Origin of the sequence: Pseudomonas sp. MWU13-2100, from assembly GCF_023242365.1 — a bacterium.
Taxonomy (GTDB): Bacteria; Pseudomonadota; Gammaproteobacteria; order Pseudomonadales; family Pseudomonadaceae; genus Aquipseudomonas.
This window is the reverse complement of record NZ_JALLIX010000061.1, coordinates 12,806-31,477: the sequence shown is the minus strand read 5'-3', so window position 1 is coordinate 31,477 and position 18,672 is coordinate 12,806. Positions and strand designations below refer to the sequence as shown.

Here is an 18,672-nt window from a genome sequence, read left to right as displayed (position 1 = left end):
ATGGGAATCGAGCAAGGTCACCCGCCGAAGCGTGAAGAGGATTGAGCAGAGAATCAGTAGGACGAATCCGGGATGAATTTAGGATTCTGGATTTAATCGTGTGCGTAGTGGCTCAAGTCGCTTCCAGGGTGATGGCACTGGGAGGGGAACTGTTCATTCGTGATCGTGCTGATCGCCGTTGCGAGCCAGGTCCTGGACAGTCTCTACAGGTGTCGGTCAAGCGACGTACTCAGGCCGCTTGGCCAACCCCTCCTTGAGATAATCCACCAGCTTGCGCACCTTCGGCGACAGGTGCCGCTGTTGCGGATACAGCGCCCATACCGCCGTATTCGGCGGCTGATGGGCTTCAAGCAAGGAAATCAACGTGCCGTTGTGCAAATGCTCGAGCACGTAATAGTCAGGCAGCTGACACAACCCGACCCCCTGCAACGCCGCATCCAGCACCGCCTGCCCACTGTTGCAGCGCCAGTTGCCCTGCACCCGCTGGGAAAATTCCCGCCCGTTCTGCTCCAGTTGCCAGATATCCGAGCTGCCGATCAGGCAGTTATGCCGGCTCAATTCCGACAAGCTATGCGGGCGCCCATAGCGCGCCAGGTAGGACGGTGACGCGCACAGATACATCCGCCGTGGCGCCAGCCGGGTCGCCACCAGTCGTGAATCCTGCAAGCGGCCCAGGCGGATCGCCAGGTCCAGCCCTTCATGCACCAGGTCCAGGGTCCGGTTGCTCAACTCGATATCCACCCGCAACTGCGGGTACAGCCCCATGAAGCGGGTCACCAGCGGCACGATAAAGCGTTCGCCATAGGCCACCGCGCAAGTCATGCGCAACATGCCCTTGGGTTCGCTGGTCAGGTCGCCCACTGCCCGCAGAGCTTCCTCGCGCCCGTCCTGCAGGCGTTGGCAATGCTGCAGGAACGTCTGGCCGGCTTCGGTCAGGGTCACACGCCGGGTGCTGCGGTAGAGCAGGCGGGTTTGCAGCCGTTCCTCCAGCCGGGCGATCTGCCGGCTGATATGGGAGGACGACACCCCGAGGCGCTCCGCCGCCGCAGTGAACTGGCTGCATTCGGCCACCGCGACGAACTCGTCGATGCCCTCCCAGCGGTTATCGTTCATTGGATTGTCCCTGGATAGCAATAATGTTTTGCTTTTGACCGGATTATTAATCAATCGAGGCTGATTTACACTCAGGTTTTCGTTATTCACTTTCAGGAGTTGCTGGATGATCAAGTCACGTGCTGCCGTTGCCTTCGAGGCCAAGAAGCCCCTCGAGATCGTTGAAGTCGATGTCGCCATGCCCAAGGCCGGTGAAGTGCTGTTGCGTGTCGTGGCCTCCGGTGTTTGCCACACCGACGCCTACACCCTGTCCGGCGCGGACCCGGAAGGCATCTTCCCGTCGATCCTCGGCCACGAAGGCGGCGCGATTGTCGAGGCGATCGGCGAAGGCGTGACCTCGGTGGCGGTAGGCGACCACGTTATCCCGCTCTATACCCCGGAATGCGGTAAGTGCAAATTCTGCCTGTCGGGCAAGACCAACCTCTGTCAGGCCATTCGCGCCACCCAGGGCAAAGGCCTGATGCCGGACGGCACTTCGCGTTTCTCCTACAAGGGCGAGACGATTTTCCACTACATGGGCACCTCTACGTTCTCCGAGTACACCGTGCTGCCGGAAATTTCCGTGGCCAAGATCTCGAAAGACGCACCGCTGGAGAAGGTCTGCCTGCTCGGTTGCGGCGTCACCACCGGGATCGGCGCGGTGATCAATACCGCCAAGGTCAAGCCGGGTGACACCGTGGCGATCTTCGGCCTCGGCGGCATCGGCCTCTCGGCGGTGATCGGCGCGGTCAAGGCCAAGGCGGCGCGGATCATTGCCATCGACATCAACCCGGCCAAGTTCGAAATCGCCCGGCAACTGGGTGCCACCGACTGCGTCAATCCGAAGGACTTCGATCGTCCGATCCAGGAAGTGATTGTCGACATGACCGATGGCGGCGTGGACTTTTCCTTTGAGTGCATCGGCAATGTGCAATTGATGCGTGCGGCCCTGGAGTGCTGCCACAAGGGTTGGGGCGAGTCGGTGATCATCGGTGTTGCCGGTGCCGGCCAGGAAATTTCCACTCGTCCGTTCCAGCTGGTGACCGGGCGTGTCTGGCGCGGTTCGGCCTTCGGTGGCGTGCGCGGGCGCAGCGAGTTGCCGAGCTACGTGGAGATGGCGCAGAAGGGCGAGATCCCGCTGGATACCTTTATCACCCATACCATGGGCCTGGAAGATATCAACAAGGCGTTCGACCTGATGCATGAAGGCAAGAGCATTCGCACCGTCATCCATTTCTGAGGTCGGTCATGAGCCTGGAAAACCTGTCCTGCCAGAAAAGCTTCGGCGGCTGGCACAAACGCTACAAGCATCACTCCGAAGTCCTCGGCTGCGACATGGTGTTTGCGGTTTATCTGCCACCGCAGGCCGAGCAGGGGGGCAAGCTGCCGGTGCTGTACTGGCTGTCCGGCCTGACCTGCACCGACGAGAACTTCATGCACAAGGCCGGCGCCCAGCGCCTGGCCGCCGAGCTGGGGTTGATCATCGTCGCGCCGGATACCAGTCCCCGGGGCGCCGACGTGCCCGGCGACCCGGACAAGGCCTGGGATTTCGGCCTGGGCGCCGGTTTCTATCTCAACGCCACCCAGCAACCCTGGGCCCAGCATTACCGGATGCATGACTACGTGGTGCATGAACTGCCGGCATTGGTCGAAGCGCATTTTCCGGCCTCGGACAAACGCGGCATCAGCGGTCACTCCATGGGCGGGCACGGCGCGTTGGTCTGTGCCTTGCGCAACCCCGGGCGTTATCAGTCGCTGTCGGCCTTCGCACCGATCAGCAACCCGATGGATTGCCCCTGGGGGCAGAAGGCCTTTTCCCGTTATCTGGGCGAGGAACGTTCGCGCTGGCGCGAGTGGGATGCCTGCGTGCTGATTGCCGAGGCCACTGAAAAGCTGCCGATCCTGGTGGATCAGGGCGACCGTGACGACTTCCTGGCCAACCAGCTCAAACCGGAAGCGCTGCAACAGGCCGCCAAGCTGGCGCAACATCCGCTGACATTGCGGCTGCAACCGGGCTATGACCACAGCTATTTTTTCATCGCCAGTTTCATCGATGACCATCTGCGGCATCACAGTGCAGCTCTTAGCGGTTAATCTCCCGCAAAATAGGTAGAATCACGCCCTGACTTACATCGGGGCGTTTTTTTATGCGTATTGGCCACGGCTATGATGTGCACCGTTTCGCCGAAGGCGACTTCATCACCCTGGGCGGTGTACGGATTGCGCACCGCCATGGGTTGCTGGCCCATTCCGACGGCGACGTGCTGCTGCATGCCTTGAGCGATGCACTGCTGGGGGCTGCGGCCCTGGGCGATATCGGCAAGCACTTCCCGGATACCGATCCGACCTACAAGGGGGCAGACAGCCGGGTGCTGCTGCGTCACGTGGTGTCGTTGATCAAGGCCAAGGGCTGGAAAGTCGGCAACGTCGATAACACCATCGTTGCCCAGGCGCCGAAAATGGCGCCGCATATCGAATCGATGCGCGCACTGATTGCCGCGGATCTTGAAGTTGAGTTGGATCAAGTGAACGTCAAAGCCACCACCACTGAAAAGCTCGGTTTCATCGGCCGTGAAGAAGGCATCGCTGTGCACAGCGTCGCCTTGTTGTTACGCGCATGACTGAATTGGAACTGCTGGGCCCGCGAGCCTACGGCGATGTGCTGGGCAGTGCGGTGCTCAAGGCCACGGCCGAAGACTTCCAGGTCGATGAAGTCCTCGATATCCCGCTCAGCGGCGAGGGCGAGCACCTGTGGCTATGGGTAGAGAAGCGTGGACTGAATACCGAAGAGGCCGCCCGGCGTATCGCCAAGGCCGCCGGCGTGCCGTTGCGCACGGTCAGTTATGCCGGTCTCAAGGACCGCCAGGCCCTGACGCGACAGTGGTTCAGCGTGCAATTGCCGGGCAAGGCCGATCCGGACCTGTCGGCGGCCCAGAACGACAGTCTGCTGATTCTCAAGAGCGCCCGGCACAAGCGCAAGCTGCAACGCGGTGCCCATGCCGCCAACGGTTTCACCTTGCGCCTGACCCAATTGAACGTGGACAAGGACGCCTTGCAGCAACGCCTTGAGCAGATCGCCGCGCAAGGTATTCCGAATTATTTCGGTGCCCAGCGTTTCGGCCACCTCGGCGGTAATCTCGGCGAGGCCCGTTCCTACGCGGCCCGCCAGGCCTTGCCCGAGCAACGTAATGTGCGTTCGCGGCTGCTGTCCACGGCCCGCAGCTATCTGTTCAACCAGGTGCTGGCGGCCCGTGTCGCCGACGGCAGCTGGAATCGGGCCCAGGTTGGCGACCTGCTGGCGTTCACCGACAGCCGCAGTTTCTTCCCGGCCGGCGAGGCCGAGTGCAGTGACCCGCGCCTGGCCATTCTCGACCTGCACCCCACCGGTGCGCAGTGGGGCGAAGGCCCGTCACCGGCAGCGGGGGCGACTTTTGTCCTGGAGCAGGCGGTTGCCGAGCGCGAGGCCGAACTCTGCCAATGGCTGGTCAAGGCGGGCATGGAGCACGAACGACGCATCCTGCGGCTGCCCATTGGTCGGTTGTCGTGGCATTATCCCTCGCTGGACATTCTGCAACTGGAATTCGTCCTGCCGGCCGGATGCTTCGCCACCGCTTTGGTGCGCGAACTCGTTGATCTGGCGCCGGTAGGGCAGACGGACAGCTCATGCGTATTCTGATTTCGAACGACGATGGGGTTTTTGCTCCCGGTCTCGCCGCGCTTCATGCTGCGCTGGCGGACTATGCCGAGTGCAGGGTGATTGCCCCGGACCAGGACAAAAGTGGCGCCAGCAGCTCGCTGACCCTGGATCGTCCGCTGCACCCGCATACATTGCCCAACGGCTTTATCAGCCTTAACGGCACACCCACCGACTGCGTGCACCTGGGGCTCAACACCCTGCTGGAGCATCCGCAGGACATGGTGGTGTCCGGTATCAACCTGGGTGCCAACCTGGGGGATGACGTACTGTATTCCGGTACGGTGGCCGCCGCCCTGGAGGGGCGTTTCCTCGGGAAGCCTTCGTTTGCCTTCTCGCTGGCCTCGCGCCAGGTCGACAACCTGGCCACCGCCGCGCATTTCGTCCGCCTGCTGGTGCAGGCCCACGAAGGATTGGCACTGCCCGTGCGCACGGTGCTCAACGTGAATATTCCCAACCTGCCCCTCGAGCGCATTCGCGGTATCCAGCTCACGCGCCTGGGCCATCGTGCCCGGGCCGCGGCGCCGACGCGGGTGGTCGATCCCCGGGGCAAGGCCGGTTACTGGATCGCCGCCGCCGGCGATGCCGAGGACGGTGGCCCGGGGACGGATTTCCATGCCGTGATGCAAGGGTTTGTCTCGGTGACGCCGCTGCAGTTGGATCGCACCTTCAATGATGCCTTCCAGTCGCTGGGCGGTTGGCTGGAGGGGCTTGCCTGATGGCCCGTGAGCAAGACGAGCTGATGCGCCGCGGTATCGGCATGACCTCCCAACGTACCCGCGAACGCTTGATCCAGCGGCTCTATGAAGAGGGCGTGACCAACGCCCAGGTGCTGGAAGTGATCCGCCGCACGCCGCGTCATCTGTTTGTCGACGAGGCGCTGGCCCATCGTGCCTACGAAGATACGGCGCTGCCGATCGGCCACAACCAGACCATTTCCCAGCCTTATATGGTGGCGCGCATGAGCGAACTGCTGCTGGAGGCCGGGCCGCTGGACAAGGTGATGGAGATCGGTACTGGCTCCGGCTACCAGACGGCGGTGCTGTCGCAGTTGGTGGAGCGGGTGTTTTCGGTGGAGCGGATCAAGGTCCTGCAGGACCGCGCCAAGGAGCGCCTGGTTGAACTCAACCTGCGCAACGTGGTGTTCCGCTGGGGCGACGGCTGGGAAGGCTGGCCCGCATTGGCACCGTACAATGGCATTATTGTCACCGCGGTGGCCACGGATGTACCGCAGGCCTTGCTCGATCAATTGGCCCCGGGCGGTCGCCTGGTGATTCCGGTGGGTGCCGGTGAAGTCCAGCAGTTGATGCTGATCGTGCGCGAAGAACAGGGTTTTTCCCGTCATGTATTAGGCGCGGTACGTTTCGTTCCGCTGCTGAACGGACCATTGGCCTGAACATTTGTTGAACGGCAATGAATTCTGTTTAAGGTCGTAGGTCTTAGAGCGGGACCAGGTACGGCGCGCATGTTTAAAATGCGTCGCATTTTGCGACGTGGCTTTGTTGTCAGTGAAATTCCAACAGCCAGTTATACTTACGTCACATTACCGCCTGTACAGGCACTCTTATTTCAGCCACCACAAAGGGAGCGGCGGGTGAGTCTCACAGTCATTCGGCAGCGTATGGGTAAAGCAAGCGTTCAGCGCCTGATGATCGGCCTTGCCCTCAGTGCTTTACTGGCTGGTTGCTCCAGTGCTCCAAAAAACGGCGTGCGCGTCGTCGATCGTAATGGCAATTCGACAGCCGCCAACGCGGCGCCGCAGAAGCCGATGACCACCACCGGCCAGCATGTGGTAGTCCGTGGCGATACCCTGTTTTCGATCGCCTTTCGCTACGGATGGGACTGGAAAGCCCTGGCCGCGCGCAACAATATTCCTGAGCCTTACACCATTCACGTGGGTCAGGCGATTCGCTTCGACAGCCGTTCAAAATCAACACCGAGCGTTGTCGCCTCGACTGCGCCGAGCGCCTCGCCTTCGGGCAAGTTCACCATCACCCGGCGTCCGGCCAACTCGGCGTCGGGCCCGGCAACCACATCGCAACCTGCGGCGCAGACACCTGCGCCGGCCGCGCCGCCGCCGCCGGCCGGTCCCGCGCCCAAGGGTTGGGCGTGGCCTTCAAACGGAATTCTGATTGGAAAATTCTCTTCAAACGGTAGTTTGAATAAAGGTATTGATATCGCCGGGGATTTGGGACAGCCTGTTTTAGCTGCGTCTGATGGGTCAGTTGTTTACGCCGGGAGTGGGTTGCGGGGCTACGGCGAACTGGTCATTATCAAGCACAGTGATACCTACGTCAGTGCTTACGGTCACAACCGTAGGCTGTTGGTTCGGGAGGGGCAGCAGGTCAAGGTCGGACAGACAATTGCCGAAATGGGGTCAACTGGTACAGACCGGGTGAAACTGCATTTTGAGATTCGCCGCCAGGGGAAACCCGTAGACCCACTGCAATTCCTGCCGCGTCGTTGATCCGTTTTCCAGCCTGTTCTCCTGATGTAGCGGGAACAGGTTCCAGCGTTGCCAAGGATAAAGGCGTCGCTCGAGCTTGAGGTCGAACTCACCAAAGGACTATAACAATGGCTCTCAGTAAAGAAGCGCCGGGGTTTGACATCGATGATGAGGTGCTCCTTATGGACTCCGACATCGTCATGGATATGATGCCGGAGGACGAAAGTTCTCCACCCCCAGTTCGTGCCAAGGCCAAAAGTGCTGCTTCGCTCAAGCAGCACAAGTACATTGACTACACGCGGGCGCTGGATGCGACCCAGTTGTATCTCAATGAAATCGGTTTTTCCCCCTTGTTGTCCCCGGAAGAGGAAGTTCATTTTGCGCGCTTGTCGCAAAGTGGCGATCCCGCGGGCCGCAAGCGCATGATCGAAAGCAACCTGCGCCTGGTGGTGAAAATTGCCCGACGCTACGTCAACCGCGGTCTTTCCCTGCTGGATCTGATCGAAGAGGGTAACCTCGGCTTGATCCGCGCCGTCGAGAAGTTCGACCCGGAACGTGGCTTTCGCTTCTCAACCTATGCCACCTGGTGGATCCGCCAGACGATTGAACGGGCGATCATGAATCAGACCCGGACTATTCGTCTGCCGATTCATGTGGTCAAGGAATTGAACGTCTATCTGCGGGCGGCACGGGAGCTGACGCAGAAGCTCGATCATGAACCTTCCCCGGAAGAAATCGCCAACCTGCTGGAAAAGCCAGTGGGTGAGGTCAAGCGCATGCTCGGCCTGAATGAGCGGGTGTCTTCGGTGGACGTCTCCCTGGGGCCGGACTCTGATAAGACGCTGCTCGATACCCTGACCGATGATCGGCCTACCGACCCCTGCGAGCTGCTTCAGGACGACGATCTGTCCCAGAGCATCGACCAGTGGCTGTCGGAATTGACCGACAAGCAGCGTGAGGTGGTCGTACGACGTTTTGGCCTGCGCGGGCATGAGAGCAGTACCCTGGAGGATGTCGGTCTGGAGATCGGCCTGACCCGCGAACGCGTTCGGCAGATCCAGGTCGAGGGGCTCAAGCGCTTGCGCGAGATCCTCGAGAAGAACGGCCTGTCCAGCGAGGCGCTGTTCCAGTAACGCCGTACTGCACCTGCCCAATAAAAATCCCCGACCTGGTCGGGGATTTTTTTTGCATTGAAATGGGTTCAACGCGTTTCAGCAGGGTGTTGCTCAGGCCCCGTGGCACTTCTTGAATTTCTTGCTGCTGCCGCACGGACACGGATCGTTGCGACCCACATCCTTCAGCGCGTTGCGTACCGGCTCCTGGTGGGCGTGGCCGCAGTTCGGGCCGTGGACATGGCCATGGTCGTGATCGTGGTGCTCATGCTCGTGATCGTGATTGCAATCAGGGCCGTGGACATGGGGTTGCTGGGTCATGCGGTGTCACTCCGGAATAATTTCGGCGGGAATTATCTCGCCTTTACGCTCCAGGTGCACGTCATGGCTCAGGAATAGTCCGGTTTCCAGTTCGCCCTCCAGTCGGTAGGGGATCGGATCATGGGGGTGTTTCAGGCGTTTGGTCAGGTCGCGCAAGTGCTCCCAGAGGTTGGTCCGGACCGGAACCACCAGGAACGCATGGCTGTTGGCTTCCACGGTGAACCAGCCATTGGCGGACTCGCCTTCGCTCAGCAGCCAGCCGTCGAGGTACAGGCGATAATGCAGCCCGCGCACGGTCAGGCTGTCGTCGCTGGGGTTGTCGACGCGAAAGTGCAGGCGAAACTTCTGCTGCACCAGACGCGCCTTGACCAGCTCGACCCGTACCAGGCGTACTTCGGGCTCGCGGGTGCCGCCAACAAACCAGGACGCGCAGCCGGAAAGCGTCAACAGCATGAACAGGCCGAGCGTACCTAGTGTCCGTGAGTACATGGGGTTCCTCCCGCCGAGATCCCAGCATAGCAAGCCTGTGACAGAAAAAGCTCATGGTTGTGGCGGTAAATCCGCTGGGGGATACTGCCGGGTATTCGCGCAATGGATCAGATCGGCGCACAGGAGTGTGATCATGACGCTTTACGAGATTGTCTTCAGTGGCGAACCGCTGCCCGGTGCCTCGCATGATCAGGTCAAAAGCAACCTGGCCAGGCTGTTCCAGGCCGATGCCCCGCGTATCGATATGCTGTTTTCCGGGCGGCGCCTGGTGCTCAAGAGCAATCTCGATGCTGTTGCCGCGGAAAAGTATCGGGCCACCCTCGAGCGTGCCGGGGCGCTGGTCACGGTGGTCGAGATGGCCGTAGAGGAGATCGAGATGACGGTACCGGCGCTAGCGCCAGGCCGTGTCCGGGTGGCGCCGCGGGATGCCTATATGGCTGCGTTCAGTGGGGTCGATGCGCCGGATTTCGGGATTGCCGAGGTCGGCAGTGATATGCAGGACCCCAAGCCCGAGCTGCTCGTTCCTGCGTTGGATCTGTCGGCGTTCAGCGTGGCGCCGGTGGGAGTCGACATGGGCCAGCTGCCGGCTGCAACGGTGGTCACGGTGCCGGATATCTCACACCTGAGCCTCAGCTGAGCAGGTAGCCGGAACAGCACTTCTTGTATTTCTGCCCGCTGCCGCAGGGGCAGGCGTCATTGCGCCCGGCCTTGAGGGGCACGGTGGGGTCGATGAAATACCAGCGTCCGTCGGTTTGGACGAAGGACGACTTTTCCCGGTGGCTGTGTTCGCCGTTGCTGTCGTGCCAACGCGCGGTAAAGGTCACGAAGGCATGCTCGGGCTGGCCGCCGAAGACTTCCGAACTTTCCACCTCCAAGCCCAGCCAGGTGCTTTGCGCGCTCCATTCGCCGATGGCCTGGCGGTCCAGTCCGGGTCGTTGAATGGGTAGCGTGGTGTTCACCAGGTAGTCGACCAGTCCCAATACATAGGCGCAGTAGCGCGAGCGCATCAGCGCTTCGGCGCAGGGGGCGGGGTGGCCCGAGTGATAGTGGCCACAGCAGGCCTCCAGCAGGTTGCCGCTACCGCAGGGACAGATGGATGTGCTCACGGGGATCACCACCAGTACTTGCCGAAATTTTCCGGATTGGCCCAGAACTTGGCGTTCAGCCAGTCCGGCACCTGTTTGTATTCTTTCAGATCATAGGTGAACAACGTCAGCACCTGCTCGTCACGGGCAAAACGTTCACTGCTTTGCAGCGCCAGGGCGAAGAAATCGCTGTCCTGCCAGCCGCTGGCGAGCATGTCCACCAGCACCGCGATGCGGCTGGCATTGAGGTTGCGAATGCCGCCGAGCAGTTGCCGGCCGTCACGTTTGGGCAAGTGCTCCAGGCAGTCGACCACCAGCGCCAGGTCGAAACGCCGGGCGGCGAGGGCGGCGGGCAGGGCGCCCGGTTCGGCGAAGGCCACCTGGGTCTCGGGATGGGCGGCCTGGAACGCCTCGAGTGCCGGAAAGCTGCCGGCCCCGACGAGCAGCAGGTTTTGCGGGGCGTAACGGTCCAGCAGGGCTGCCAGCGCTTGCTGGGGCGTGCGGGCGGAAAGGCTTTCTGACATCGGGATTCCTCGGTCGGAGCGGCAAACACGGGCGAATTTTCAACGGCCACTGGCAAACTGCCCTGACTCGCCTTACTGTGCGCCAAAGAATAACTCATCAGGGGGGCGTATGAAGGTGCTTTGGGGGCTGGGGAAGGTGTTGACGCTGATGTTCTGGCTGGTGGTGCTGGTCAATCTGGTGCACCCGCTGATCAGTCCGTTCCGGGGCCTGGTGGATCTGGCGGGGAGCATGCTGTTGTTGACGCATCTGCTCGAGGTGATGCTGTTCAACGGCAGCCTGCAAGGCCGTGCCCATCCCTGGCGCGACCGGGCGCAGATCCTGCTGTTCGGCATGTTCCACCTGCAAATCCAGCCTTTGCCCAACCGTGAGGAACGCCAACATGCGTAGCCTGTGTCTGCTGGCGGCCTTGTGCAGCCCTCTGGCGTTCGCCCAGGTCGTGAGTGTCGAAACCAATTCCATGCTGCGTCTGCCCGCCAACACTTCGGTGTTGCAACTGGAGCGCCTGGATGTGGCCGACTTTGGCACCTTGCTGGTCCCCGCCAGCGTCACGCAACTGAACATTGGTGAACTGCACCTGGGCAAGGCGGCGCGCATCGCCATTGTGCCGAGCGAGCAGGGTTTTGCGCTCAACGCCGCTCGCGCCGAGTTGGGCAGCGGCAGCCAGATCAGCGCGATTGGCGCGCCAGGTACTTATCAGCGAGCCCCTTCGCCGGGACGCAACCTGGATCTGCGCATCGAGGCGCTCAGCGGTCCCCTGCTGTCGGTGGATGCCCGCGGTGGCGCCGGCGTGCCGGGGTATGTCGGGCTTGATGGGGCTAATGGCGATGAGCCGGGCTGTATCTGGGGCGCGGCCGGGCAGGGCGCGGACGGCGACAATGGCGGCGACGGTCATCAGGGCGCGCCGGGCGCGCGGGTTCGGCTGCAGTTGCCACGGGATTATCCGGCGGCGCAGATCCAGGTGCTGGTCGACGGTGGCAGCGGAGGCGTTGCCGGAGCGGCGGGGCGTCCGGGCGCGGGCGGCAAGTCCAATGGCTGCTTTGTCTACGACACCGATGGCGGCAAGTCAGGTCGTCCGGGCCACGCAGGCAAGCCGGGGCCGGCTGGTCCGGCAGGCAGCGTGACGGTTCAGCGCCTGTAACCAGACCGTGAGAACGCCACAAACCCTGTAGGAGCCGGCTTGCCGGCGATGACGGCCGCCAAGAGCGATGCAAGGCTCAATGGCCTCATCGCCGGCAAGCCGGCTCCTGCATTGTCAGTGGCAGGCCCGGTTTCTGGGTAACGCCTATACCGCACTCAAAACGTCGGGCGTGCCGCCGCAATGGCCACCAGCGCCAATCCGACCAGCAGATTGATCCCTACCAGCCGCCGAATTCGTCCCAGTGCCGCCGCGCCCGCGGGCCAGTCCTGGGCTTGCACCGCCTGACGCAAATCCGGTAGTTGCAACGACTGGATACGAATAAACACTGCAACCATGACGATGTACAAGCCCATCATGACCTGCACATAACGTGGTGCGGTCTCGAACCCGCTGAAGCGCAACTGGATCAGCCCCACGCCGCTGATCGGCAGGAGCACCACCGCGACCCAGACCCAGACGAAGAAGCGCTGGAACACCTGGACCCACAGCTTGAGCCGGGCCGGCCCCTCCAGCGCGGCCATGGCCGCCGGGCGCAGGATCATCCAGGCGAAGAACATTCCGCCGACCCAGGCCAGTGCGGCCAGGACATGCAGGGTGTAGACAAGGGCAAAAGCGGTCATTCGGGTACTCCGTGCGGCGCGCGAGGGTTTAGCGGGGTATGATAGCCGTCCATTCGAACCACTGAAAATTTATCCAGCGTTTCTTGCGCCTGAAGACTCATGATCAGCACCGAACTCAAAACCACGATCCAGGGCGCCTACTCGCGTTTTCTCGAAGCCAAGAGCCTCAAGCCGCGTTACGGCCAGCGCCTGATGATCGCCGAAGTGGCCAAGGTCCTCGGCGATATCGACACCGATGACGAAGGCCGGCGCAGTGGCGACCCGGCCGTGGTCGCGGTGGAAGCGGGTACCGGTACCGGCAAGACGGTGGCCTACAGCCTGGCGGCGATTCCCACCGCCAAGGCCGCCGGCAAGCGCCTGGTGATCGCCACTGCCACCGTCGCGTTGCAGGAGCAGATCGTCTACAAGGACCTGCCCGACCTGATGCGCAACAGCGGCTTGAACTTCAGCTTCGCCCTGGCCAAGGGGCGTGGGCGCTACATGTGCCTGTCCAAGCTCGACATGCTGTTGCAGGAAGGCCACGCGCAGACCGCCACCGCGCAGTTGTTCGAAGAGGAAGGTTTCCGCATCGAGGTCGACGAGGCCAGCCAGAAGCTGTTCACCAGCATGATCGAGAAGCTCGCCGGGAACAAATGGGACGGCGATCGCGACAGCTGGCCCAACGCTCTGGAAGATGCCGACTGGGCGCGCCTGACCACCGATCACAGCCAGTGCACCAACCGCCATTGCCCGAACTTCGGCCAGTGCGCCTTCTACAAGGCCCGCGAAGGCATGGGCAAGGTTGACGTGATCGTCACCAACCATGACATGGTGCTCGCCGACCTGGCCCTGGGGGGAGGCGCGGTGCTGCCCGACCCGCGCGACACCCTCTATGTGTTCGACGAAGGCCACCACCTGCCGGACAAGGCCATCGGCCACTTTGCCCACTACACCCGGCTGCGTTCCACCGCCGACTGGCTGGAGCAGACCGCCAAGAACCTGACCAAGCTGCTGGCCCAGCATCCGCTGCCCGGTGACCTGGGCAAACTGATCGAACAGGTGCCGGAGCTGGCGCGGGAGATCAAGACCCACCAGCAGTTCATGTTCAGTGCCTGTGAGCAACTGGCCGACTTCAAGACCGGCGAAGACACCGAGGGCCGTGAGCGGCCGCGCCATCGTTTCGTCGGCGGGGTGATTCCCGAGCATATCCGCGAGATGGGCATCGAGCTGAAGAAAGGCTTCGCCCGCCTCAACGACCTCTTCACCCGCTTGACCGAGTTGCTCAAGGAAGGCATGGACGGCGAGGTCAATATCGGCATCGCCAGCCACCAGGCCGAGGAGTGGTACCCGCTGTTCGGCAGCCTGCTGTCCCGTGCCCAGGGCAACTGGGAGCTGTGGACCGCCTTTACCGCCGAAGACCCGGAAGACAACCCGCCCATGGCTCGCTGGTTGAGCCTGGCCGAGAGCGGCGTGCTGTTTGATATCGAAGTCAACGCCAGTCCGATCCTGGCCGCGGAAATGCTCCGGCGTAATTTGTGGAACGTGGCCTATGGCGCCCTGGTGACTTCGGCGACCCTGACCGCCCTCGGTACCTTCGACCGTTTCCGCATGCGCGCCGGCCTGCCGAAGAAGGCCGTCACGGCGGTGGTGCCGAGCCCCTTCCATCACGCCGATGCCGGCGTGCTGCGGGTGCCGAACCTCAACGCCGATCCCCGCGACGCCGTGGCGCATACCGCGGCGATCATTCGCGACCTGCCGGAGTTGGTGGAAGGCTCCAAGGGCACTCTGGTGCTGTTTTCCTCACGCAAACAGATGCAGGACGTGTTCGACGGCCTGGATCGTGACTGGCGCAAGCAGGTATTCATCCAGGGCAACCTGTCGAAGCAGGAGACCCTCAACAAGCACAAGGCCCGGGTCGACGGCGGTGATTCCAGCGTGCTGTTCGGTCTGGCGAGCTTTGCCGAAGGGGTGGACTTGCCCGGGGCCTATTGCGAGCATGTGGTGATCGCCAAGATTCCCTTCTCGGTTCCGGACGATCCGGTCGAGGCGGCGCTGGCTGAATGGATCGAAGCCCGGGGCGGCAACCCGTTCATGGAGATCTCCGTGCCGGACGCGTCCCTCAAGCTGGTCCAGGCCTGTGGTCGGCTGCTGCGCACCGAGGAGGACCGGGGCATCATCACCTTGCTCGACCGGCGTCTGGTCACGCAGCGCTACGGCAAGGCTATCCTTAATGCCTTACCGCCGTTCCGACGGGAAATTTCTTGATGTGATGTAGGTTAAATCACCAACTTCGTTGTCTACGGATGGCGCCGCTTGGCGTCACGCTGGCCTTTGACTGGCCGTTAGGGAGAGTTTGATTCATATGATTGGCCGTTCGCTGCCTGCCGTTTTCGCCTTGTTGTTCGCCGCGCCGCTGTGGGCTGCGCCTGCCGGGCAACAGACCCTGTTCAACTTCGTTCGTCCCGCCGATGTGGTGCAGGTGGCAACCGTGGATGCCAACCTGCCGCAATACAACGCGGAACAGACAGCCGAAGGCGAAGTGCTGCGGCGGGTCACTTTCAATCCGGCTGCCCAACCCAGCCTGCGTCTCACACCGCAGACCGGAGCCTGGGACTGGTCGCAGGCGGGAGCCATGAGCCTGCGGATCCAGAGTGCGATGGATTGGGCGCTGACCCTCAACGTGACGATCCAGAGCAGCGACGGCAAGACCCTTACCAGTCGCGTCGACCTGCCGGCCGGCCCGGCGCAGACCTTGCTGGTGCCGCTGCAGCCCAGTTCACCGTTGAGCCAGGGCATGCGCGCCGGTCCGCCGATGCCGACGACGGTTGATGGCCAACGGGTGTTGCTGGCCAGCAGCCAGGGTCAACTGAGTCGCCAGCAGGTGGTGTCGGTGACCTTGTCGATGGACGCGCCCAAAGTCGCCCAGAACATCCTCCTGGAGCGTTTCGGTGTGCAGAACGGCGACGACGTGGTCAAGGCTGTCTATAGCTCGCTGGTGGATGGCTACGGTCAGTCCACCCGGGCCAAGTGGCCGGAGAAAGTCAGCAGCGACGAGCAGCTCAAGGCCGCCGCGAGCAAGGAAAACCAGCAACTGAAGACCTGGTTGACCGAGCGCGAACGCATTGCCCAGGACAAGTTCGGCGGTTCGCTAAAGGGCCCGCTCTTCGACGCCACGGGCTTCTTCCGCACCGAAAAGCACGACGGCCGCTGGTATCTGGTGACGCCGGAGGGGCATCCGTTCTACTCCCTGGGTGTGAATACCGTCAGCGCCCACGACCAGCAGACCTATGTCGAAGGTCGTGAAGGCATGTTCAGTGATCTGCCCAAGGAGGGCGAGCCGCTGGCCGCCTACTATGGCAAGGCCGACAACAGCATCAGCACCGGGGCTTCCCAGGGCCGGGCCTTCAAGTCCGGACGCTGGTTCGATTTCTATGGCGCCAACCTGGAACGCACCTATGGTTCGCCGTGCGCGACCGCCGAGCCGACGGAACCGCCGACGGAACCCAAGGTACCTTGCGCTCCGGGCCTGGACGCGCAGCGTTGGCAGAAGCACACCCTGGACCGCCTGCAGGCCTGGGGCTTCAATACCATTGGCAACTGGAGCGATCCGGCCCTGGGCCTGAAGGGGCGCGTGCCCTACACTTTGCCGCTGTCGATCGTCGGTGATTACACCAGTATCAGTACCGGCAGTGACTGGTGGGGCGGCATGCCCGATCCCTTCGATCCGCGTTTCGCCATGGCAACCGAGCGTGCCGTGGCGATTGCCACCCGCGATCATCGTGACGACCCTTGGCTGGTGGGCTATTTTGCCGACAACGAACTGGCCTGGGCTGGTCCCGGCAATGATCCGAAATCCCGTTACGCCCTGGCCTACGGCACATTGCGCATGACTACCGACGTACCGGCCAAGCGCGCCTTTCTCAAGCAGTTGCGTGACAAGTATCGTAACCAGGAGGGCCTGTCCAAGGCCTGGGGCGTGGAGATTCCGACCTGGGAGCAGATGGAGGACCCGGGTTTCGAAGCCCCGCTGCCCAATCCCGCGCATCCGCAGATCGAGGCGGACCTGAAATATTTCCAGAAAGTGTTTGCCGACACCTACTTCAAGACCATTTCCGATTCGCTGAAATGGCATGCGCCGAATCACCTGCTGCTGGGCGGTCGTTTTGCCGTCAGCACGCCTGAGGCCGTGGCGTCCTGTGCCCAGTACTGCGATGTGTTGAGCTTCAATTTCTACACCCTCAAGCCCCAGGACGGTTACGATTTCGACCAGTTGGAGGCGTTGAACAAGCCGGTGCTGATCACCGAATTCAACTTCGGCTCGAAGGATCGTGGTCCGTTCTGGGGCGGGGTGACGGAGCTGGCCCGGGAAGAGGATCGGGGCCCGGCCTATGCCGCGTTCCTCAAGCAGGCGGTGGCCGAGCCGTCGATCGTCGGCGTGCACTGGTTCCAGTACCTCGACCAGCCGGTCAGCGGTCGTCTGCTGGATGGTGAAAATGGTCACTTCGGTCTGGTGGGCATTACCGATGTGCCGTTCCAGGGCTTTGTCGAGAGCGTGCGCAAGAGCAACCTGCAGGCCCTGGCGTTGCTCAACAAGGAAGCCGAGAAAGCCAAGGTGGAGGCACAGCAGAAGGCCGCCAAGGGCATCGGCCAGGATGACAGCGGTGGCAACACTCGTTCGGGCAGTGCAAACGGGGAGGGCTCCGGGCATCCCGGCGGCCATTCCGGTAACGGCTACTGATCGAATTCCTGAATAGACACCGTTTGTGTAGGCGCCAGCTTGCTGGTGATGACGGCCGAACAGGCGATGCAAGGCTCACAGGCCTCATCGCCAGCAAGCCGGCTCCTACGGGGGGGGCGGTGTTTTCGATGGGGCACTCCAATTCCTGCAACGTGCTGCGCGCGCCTGATAATTTTTTCAAGGTGTTACCAATTGCCTGGTTCAGGTCTGTTCCCAAACCCCTCAATCGCTGGAACAATGCAGGCCACTTTGGAAGGTGTTGCGGCGGGAGAGTCACGGGTGCAGATTCAGGGTCATTTCGAACTTCAATTCGAGGCGGTGCGCGAAGCCTTCGCGGCCCTTTTCGACGATCCCCAGGAGCGCGGCGCCGCGCTCTGTATCCAGATCGGCGGGGAAACCGTGGTCGATCTCTGGGCCGGTACCGCCGACAAGGACGGGGCCGAGGCCTGGCACAGTGACACCATCGCCAACCTGTTTTCCTGCACCAAGACCTTTACCGCCGTCACCGCGTTGCAACTGGTGGCTGAGGGTAAATTACAGCTGGATGCTCCAGTTGCTCACTATTGGCCCGAGTTCGCCGCCGCCGGCAAGGCCGGCATCACCCTGCGCCAGTTGCTCTGCCATCAGGCCGGCTTGCCGGCCTTGCGCCAGCTGTTACCCCCCGAGGCGCTGTACAACTGGCAGACCATGGTCGATGCCCTGGCCGCGGAAGCACCCTGGTGGACACCTGGCGAGGGTCATGGCTACGCCGCGATCACCTATGGCTGGCTGGTCGGCGAACTGCTGCGACGTGCCGACGGTCGCGGGCCGGGCGAGTCCATCGTGGCGCGGATTGCCCGGCCGCTGGGCCTGGACTTCCATGTCGGCCTGGCGGACGAAGAATTCCATCGCGTGGCCCATATCGCCCGGGGCAAGGGCAATGTCGGCGATGCAGCGGCCCAGCGCCTGCTGCAAGTGACCATGCGCGAGCCCGAGGCGATGAGCACCCGGGCGTTCACCAACCCACCGTCGATCATGACCAGTACCAACAAGCCGGAGTGGCGGCGCATGCAGCAGCCGGCCGCCAATGGGCATGGTAACGCGCGCAGCCTGGCGGGGTTCTACAGTGGCCTGCTCGACGGGCGCCTGCTGGAGGCCGACATGCTGGAAGAGCTGACCCGCCAGCACAGCCTGGGCATGGACAAGACCCTGTTGACCCAGACCCGCTTCGGCCTGGGTTGCATGCTCGATCAGCCGGACGTGGCCAACGCCACTTTTGGCCTCGGGGCCAAGGCTTTCGGCCACCCGGGTGCCGGCGGTTCGGTCGGTTTTGCCGACCCCGAATACGATGTCGCCTTCGGCTTCGTCACCAATACCCTCGGCCCTTACGTATTGATGGACCCGCGGGCACAGAAGCTAGTACGGATTTTGGCCGGCTGTCTGTAGAATGTACG

At 62.5% G+C, this 18,672-nt stretch carries 20 protein-coding genes; 14 read left to right on the top strand and 6 right to left on the bottom strand.

Translation table 11 applies throughout. The features are described 5' to 3' along the window. Window positions 1–216 precede the first annotated feature (216 nt). On the bottom strand, window positions 217–1,113 hold the full coding sequence (locus tag M5B99_RS27805; protein WP_248807048.1) for a LysR substrate-binding domain-containing protein: 897 nt from the start codon (window positions 1,111–1,113) through the stop codon (window positions 217–219). A gap of 106 nt (window positions 1,114–1,219) precedes the next feature. Between M5B99_RS27805 and M5B99_RS27800 the strand changes: the two genes are divergently transcribed. The 8 genes from M5B99_RS27800 to rpoS all read left to right on the top strand — a co-directional run bounded on the left by M5B99_RS27800 (window position 1,220) and on the right by rpoS (window position 8,365). After that, window positions 1,220–2,332 (top strand): S-(hydroxymethyl)glutathione dehydrogenase/class III alcohol dehydrogenase, encoded by a 1,113-nt coding sequence (locus M5B99_RS27800; RefSeq protein WP_248807047.1) that lies wholly within the window; start codon window positions 1,220–1,222, stop codon window positions 2,330–2,332. A gap of 8 nt (window positions 2,333–2,340) precedes the next feature. After that, window positions 2,341–3,186 carry an S-formylglutathione hydrolase gene (fghA, locus tag M5B99_RS27795; protein ID WP_100938603.1) on the top strand — a complete coding sequence of 282 codons (846 nt, stop codon included), beginning with the start codon at window positions 2,341–2,343 and terminating at the stop codon, window positions 3,184–3,186. A 53-nt stretch (window positions 3,187–3,239) separates the two neighbouring features. Further along, window positions 3,240–3,713, top strand: a complete 474-nt coding sequence (ispF, locus tag M5B99_RS27790; protein ID WP_248807046.1) for a 2-C-methyl-D-erythritol 2,4-cyclodiphosphate synthase — start codon at window positions 3,240–3,242, stop codon at window positions 3,711–3,713. After that, entirely contained in the window at window positions 3,710–4,768 is a 1,059-nt protein-coding gene (gene truD, locus M5B99_RS27785; protein WP_248807045.1) for a tRNA pseudouridine(13) synthase TruD, read from the top strand. The genes ispF and truD overlap by 4 nt, the downstream gene beginning before the upstream one ends. Further along, window positions 4,756–5,505: a 5'/3'-nucleotidase SurE gene (surE, locus tag M5B99_RS27780; protein WP_248807044.1), complete on the top strand. Its 750-nt coding sequence runs from the start codon at window positions 4,756–4,758 to the stop codon at window positions 5,503–5,505. The genes truD and surE overlap by 13 nt, the downstream gene beginning before the upstream one ends. A 41-nt stretch (window positions 5,506–5,546) precedes the next feature. Then, a complete protein-coding gene (locus M5B99_RS27775) occupies window positions 5,547–6,182 on the top strand; it encodes a protein-L-isoaspartate(D-aspartate) O-methyltransferase (protein ID WP_177100209.1) in 636 nt (211 codons plus the stop codon). Window positions 6,183–6,380: 198 nt separating this feature from the next. Then, window positions 6,381–7,253: a peptidoglycan DD-metalloendopeptidase family protein gene (locus M5B99_RS27770; protein ID WP_248807052.1), complete on the top strand. Its 873-nt coding sequence runs from the start codon at window positions 6,381–6,383 to the stop codon at window positions 7,251–7,253. A gap of 185 nt (window positions 7,254–7,438) precedes the next feature. Continuing rightward, window positions 7,439–8,365 (top strand): RNA polymerase sigma factor RpoS, encoded by a 927-nt coding sequence (rpoS, locus tag M5B99_RS27765; RefSeq protein ID WP_412548766.1) that lies wholly within the window; start codon window positions 7,439–7,441, stop codon window positions 8,363–8,365. 93 nt (window positions 8,366–8,458) lie between these two features. Here the strand turns inward: rpoS and M5B99_RS27760 are convergent, their stop codons facing one another. Together M5B99_RS27760 and M5B99_RS27755 are read right to left on the bottom strand one after the other, a co-directional pair. Next, window positions 8,459–8,665: an SEC-C metal-binding domain-containing protein gene (locus M5B99_RS27760; RefSeq protein ID WP_100938610.1), complete on the bottom strand. Its 207-nt coding sequence runs from the start codon at window positions 8,663–8,665 to the stop codon at window positions 8,459–8,461. A gap of 6 nt (window positions 8,666–8,671) precedes the next feature. Further along, window positions 8,672–9,154, bottom strand: a complete 483-nt coding sequence (locus tag M5B99_RS27755) for an LEA type 2 family protein (RefSeq protein WP_248807042.1) — start codon at window positions 9,152–9,154, stop codon at window positions 8,672–8,674. Window positions 9,155–9,287: 133 nt separating this feature from the next. Between M5B99_RS27755 and M5B99_RS27750 the strand changes: the two genes are divergently transcribed. Further along, entirely contained in the window at window positions 9,288–9,791 is a 504-nt protein-coding gene (locus M5B99_RS27750) for a hypothetical protein (RefSeq protein WP_248807041.1), read from the top strand. Here M5B99_RS27750 and M5B99_RS27745 read toward each other — a convergent pair. Next, the gene (locus tag M5B99_RS27745; protein ID WP_248807040.1) at window positions 9,784–10,260 is read right to left on the bottom strand and encodes a YchJ family protein; all 477 of its coding nucleotides are present in this window, start codon (window positions 10,258–10,260) and stop codon (window positions 9,784–9,786) included. The two genes, M5B99_RS27750 and M5B99_RS27745, sit on opposite strands and share 8 nt — an antisense overlap. A 5-nt stretch (window positions 10,261–10,265) precedes the next feature. Then, window positions 10,266–10,763, bottom strand: a complete 498-nt coding sequence (locus M5B99_RS27740; RefSeq protein WP_248807039.1) for a DUF6231 family protein — start codon at window positions 10,761–10,763, stop codon at window positions 10,266–10,268. A gap of 109 nt (window positions 10,764–10,872) precedes the next feature. On the opposite strand from M5B99_RS27740, the gene M5B99_RS27735 reads away from it, so the two are divergent. Continuing rightward, window positions 10,873–11,151: a DUF1145 domain-containing protein gene (locus M5B99_RS27735; RefSeq protein ID WP_248807038.1), complete on the top strand. Its 279-nt coding sequence runs from the start codon at window positions 10,873–10,875 to the stop codon at window positions 11,149–11,151. Then, complete coding sequence (locus M5B99_RS27730) at window positions 11,144–11,902, top strand: collagen-like protein (protein WP_248807037.1); 759 nt, start codon at window positions 11,144–11,146, stop codon at window positions 11,900–11,902. The genes M5B99_RS27735 and M5B99_RS27730 overlap by 8 nt, the downstream gene beginning before the upstream one ends. 155 nt (window positions 11,903–12,057) lie before the next feature. Here the strand turns inward: M5B99_RS27730 and M5B99_RS27725 are convergent, their stop codons facing one another. Beyond that, on the bottom strand, window positions 12,058–12,522 hold the full coding sequence (locus M5B99_RS27725; protein ID WP_248807036.1) for a CopD family protein: 465 nt from the start codon (window positions 12,520–12,522) through the stop codon (window positions 12,058–12,060). A 99-nt stretch (window positions 12,523–12,621) separates the two neighbouring features. Here M5B99_RS27725 and dinG point away from each other — a divergent pair, with 99 nt between their 5' ends. The 3 genes from dinG to M5B99_RS27710 all read left to right on the top strand — a co-directional run bounded on the left by dinG (window position 12,622) and on the right by M5B99_RS27710 (window position 18,664). Next, on the top strand, window positions 12,622–14,766 hold the full coding sequence (dinG, locus tag M5B99_RS27720) for an ATP-dependent DNA helicase DinG (protein ID WP_103496409.1): 2,145 nt from the start codon (window positions 12,622–12,624) through the stop codon (window positions 14,764–14,766). Window positions 14,767–14,863: 97 nt separating this feature from the next. Next, a complete protein-coding gene (locus M5B99_RS27715; protein WP_248807035.1) occupies window positions 14,864–17,239 on the top strand; it encodes a beta-galactosidase in 2,376 nt (791 codons plus the stop codon). Window positions 17,240–17,518: 279 nt separating this feature from the next. Further along, window positions 17,519–18,664 (top strand): serine hydrolase domain-containing protein, encoded by a 1,146-nt coding sequence (locus tag M5B99_RS27710; protein WP_248807051.1) that lies wholly within the window; start codon window positions 17,519–17,521, stop codon window positions 18,662–18,664. Window positions 18,665–18,672 lie beyond the last annotated feature (8 nt).

What these genes read in the sequence shown, in the direction of transcription:
- M5B99_RS27805 (WP_248807048.1), bottom strand. Translation starts at nt 1,113, where the DNA reads ATGAACGATAACCGCTGGGAGGGCATCGACGAGTTCGTCGCGGTGGCC.
- M5B99_RS27800 (WP_248807047.1), top strand. Translation starts at nt 1,220, where the DNA reads ATGATCAAGTCACGTGCTGCCGTTGCCTTCGAGGCCAAGAAGCCCCTC.
- fghA (WP_100938603.1), top strand. Translation starts at nt 2,341, where the DNA reads ATGAGCCTGGAAAACCTGTCCTGCCAGAAAAGCTTCGGCGGCTGGCAC.
- ispF (WP_248807046.1), top strand. Translation starts at nt 3,240, where the DNA reads ATGCGTATTGGCCACGGCTATGATGTGCACCGTTTCGCCGAAGGCGAC.
- truD (WP_248807045.1), top strand. Translation starts at nt 3,710, where the DNA reads ATGACTGAATTGGAACTGCTGGGCCCGCGAGCCTACGGCGATGTGCTG.
- surE (WP_248807044.1), top strand. Translation starts at nt 4,756, where the DNA reads ATGCGTATTCTGATTTCGAACGACGATGGGGTTTTTGCTCCCGGTCTC.
- M5B99_RS27775 (WP_177100209.1), top strand. Translation starts at nt 5,547, where the DNA reads ATGACCTCCCAACGTACCCGCGAACGCTTGATCCAGCGGCTCTATGAA.
- rpoS (WP_412548766.1), top strand. Translation starts at nt 7,439, where the DNA reads ATGATGCCGGAGGACGAAAGTTCTCCACCCCCAGTTCGTGCCAAGGCC.
- M5B99_RS27760 (WP_100938610.1), bottom strand. Translation starts at nt 8,665, where the DNA reads ATGACCCAGCAACCCCATGTCCACGGCCCTGATTGCAATCACGATCAC.
- M5B99_RS27755 (WP_248807042.1), bottom strand. Translation starts at nt 9,154, where the DNA reads ATGTACTCACGGACACTAGGTACGCTCGGCCTGTTCATGCTGTTGACG.
- M5B99_RS27750 (WP_248807041.1), top strand. Translation starts at nt 9,288, where the DNA reads ATGACGCTTTACGAGATTGTCTTCAGTGGCGAACCGCTGCCCGGTGCC.
- M5B99_RS27740 (WP_248807039.1), bottom strand. Translation starts at nt 10,763, where the DNA reads ATGTCAGAAAGCCTTTCCGCCCGCACGCCCCAGCAAGCGCTGGCAGCC.
- M5B99_RS27735 (WP_248807038.1), top strand. Translation starts at nt 10,873, where the DNA reads ATGAAGGTGCTTTGGGGGCTGGGGAAGGTGTTGACGCTGATGTTCTGG.
- M5B99_RS27730 (WP_248807037.1), top strand. Translation starts at nt 11,144, where the DNA reads ATGCGTAGCCTGTGTCTGCTGGCGGCCTTGTGCAGCCCTCTGGCGTTC.
- M5B99_RS27725 (WP_248807036.1), bottom strand. Translation starts at nt 12,522, where the DNA reads ATGACCGCTTTTGCCCTTGTCTACACCCTGCATGTCCTGGCCGCACTG.
- dinG (WP_103496409.1), top strand. Translation starts at nt 12,622, where the DNA reads ATGATCAGCACCGAACTCAAAACCACGATCCAGGGCGCCTACTCGCGT.
- M5B99_RS27715 (WP_248807035.1), top strand. Translation starts at nt 14,864, where the DNA reads ATGATTGGCCGTTCGCTGCCTGCCGTTTTCGCCTTGTTGTTCGCCGCG.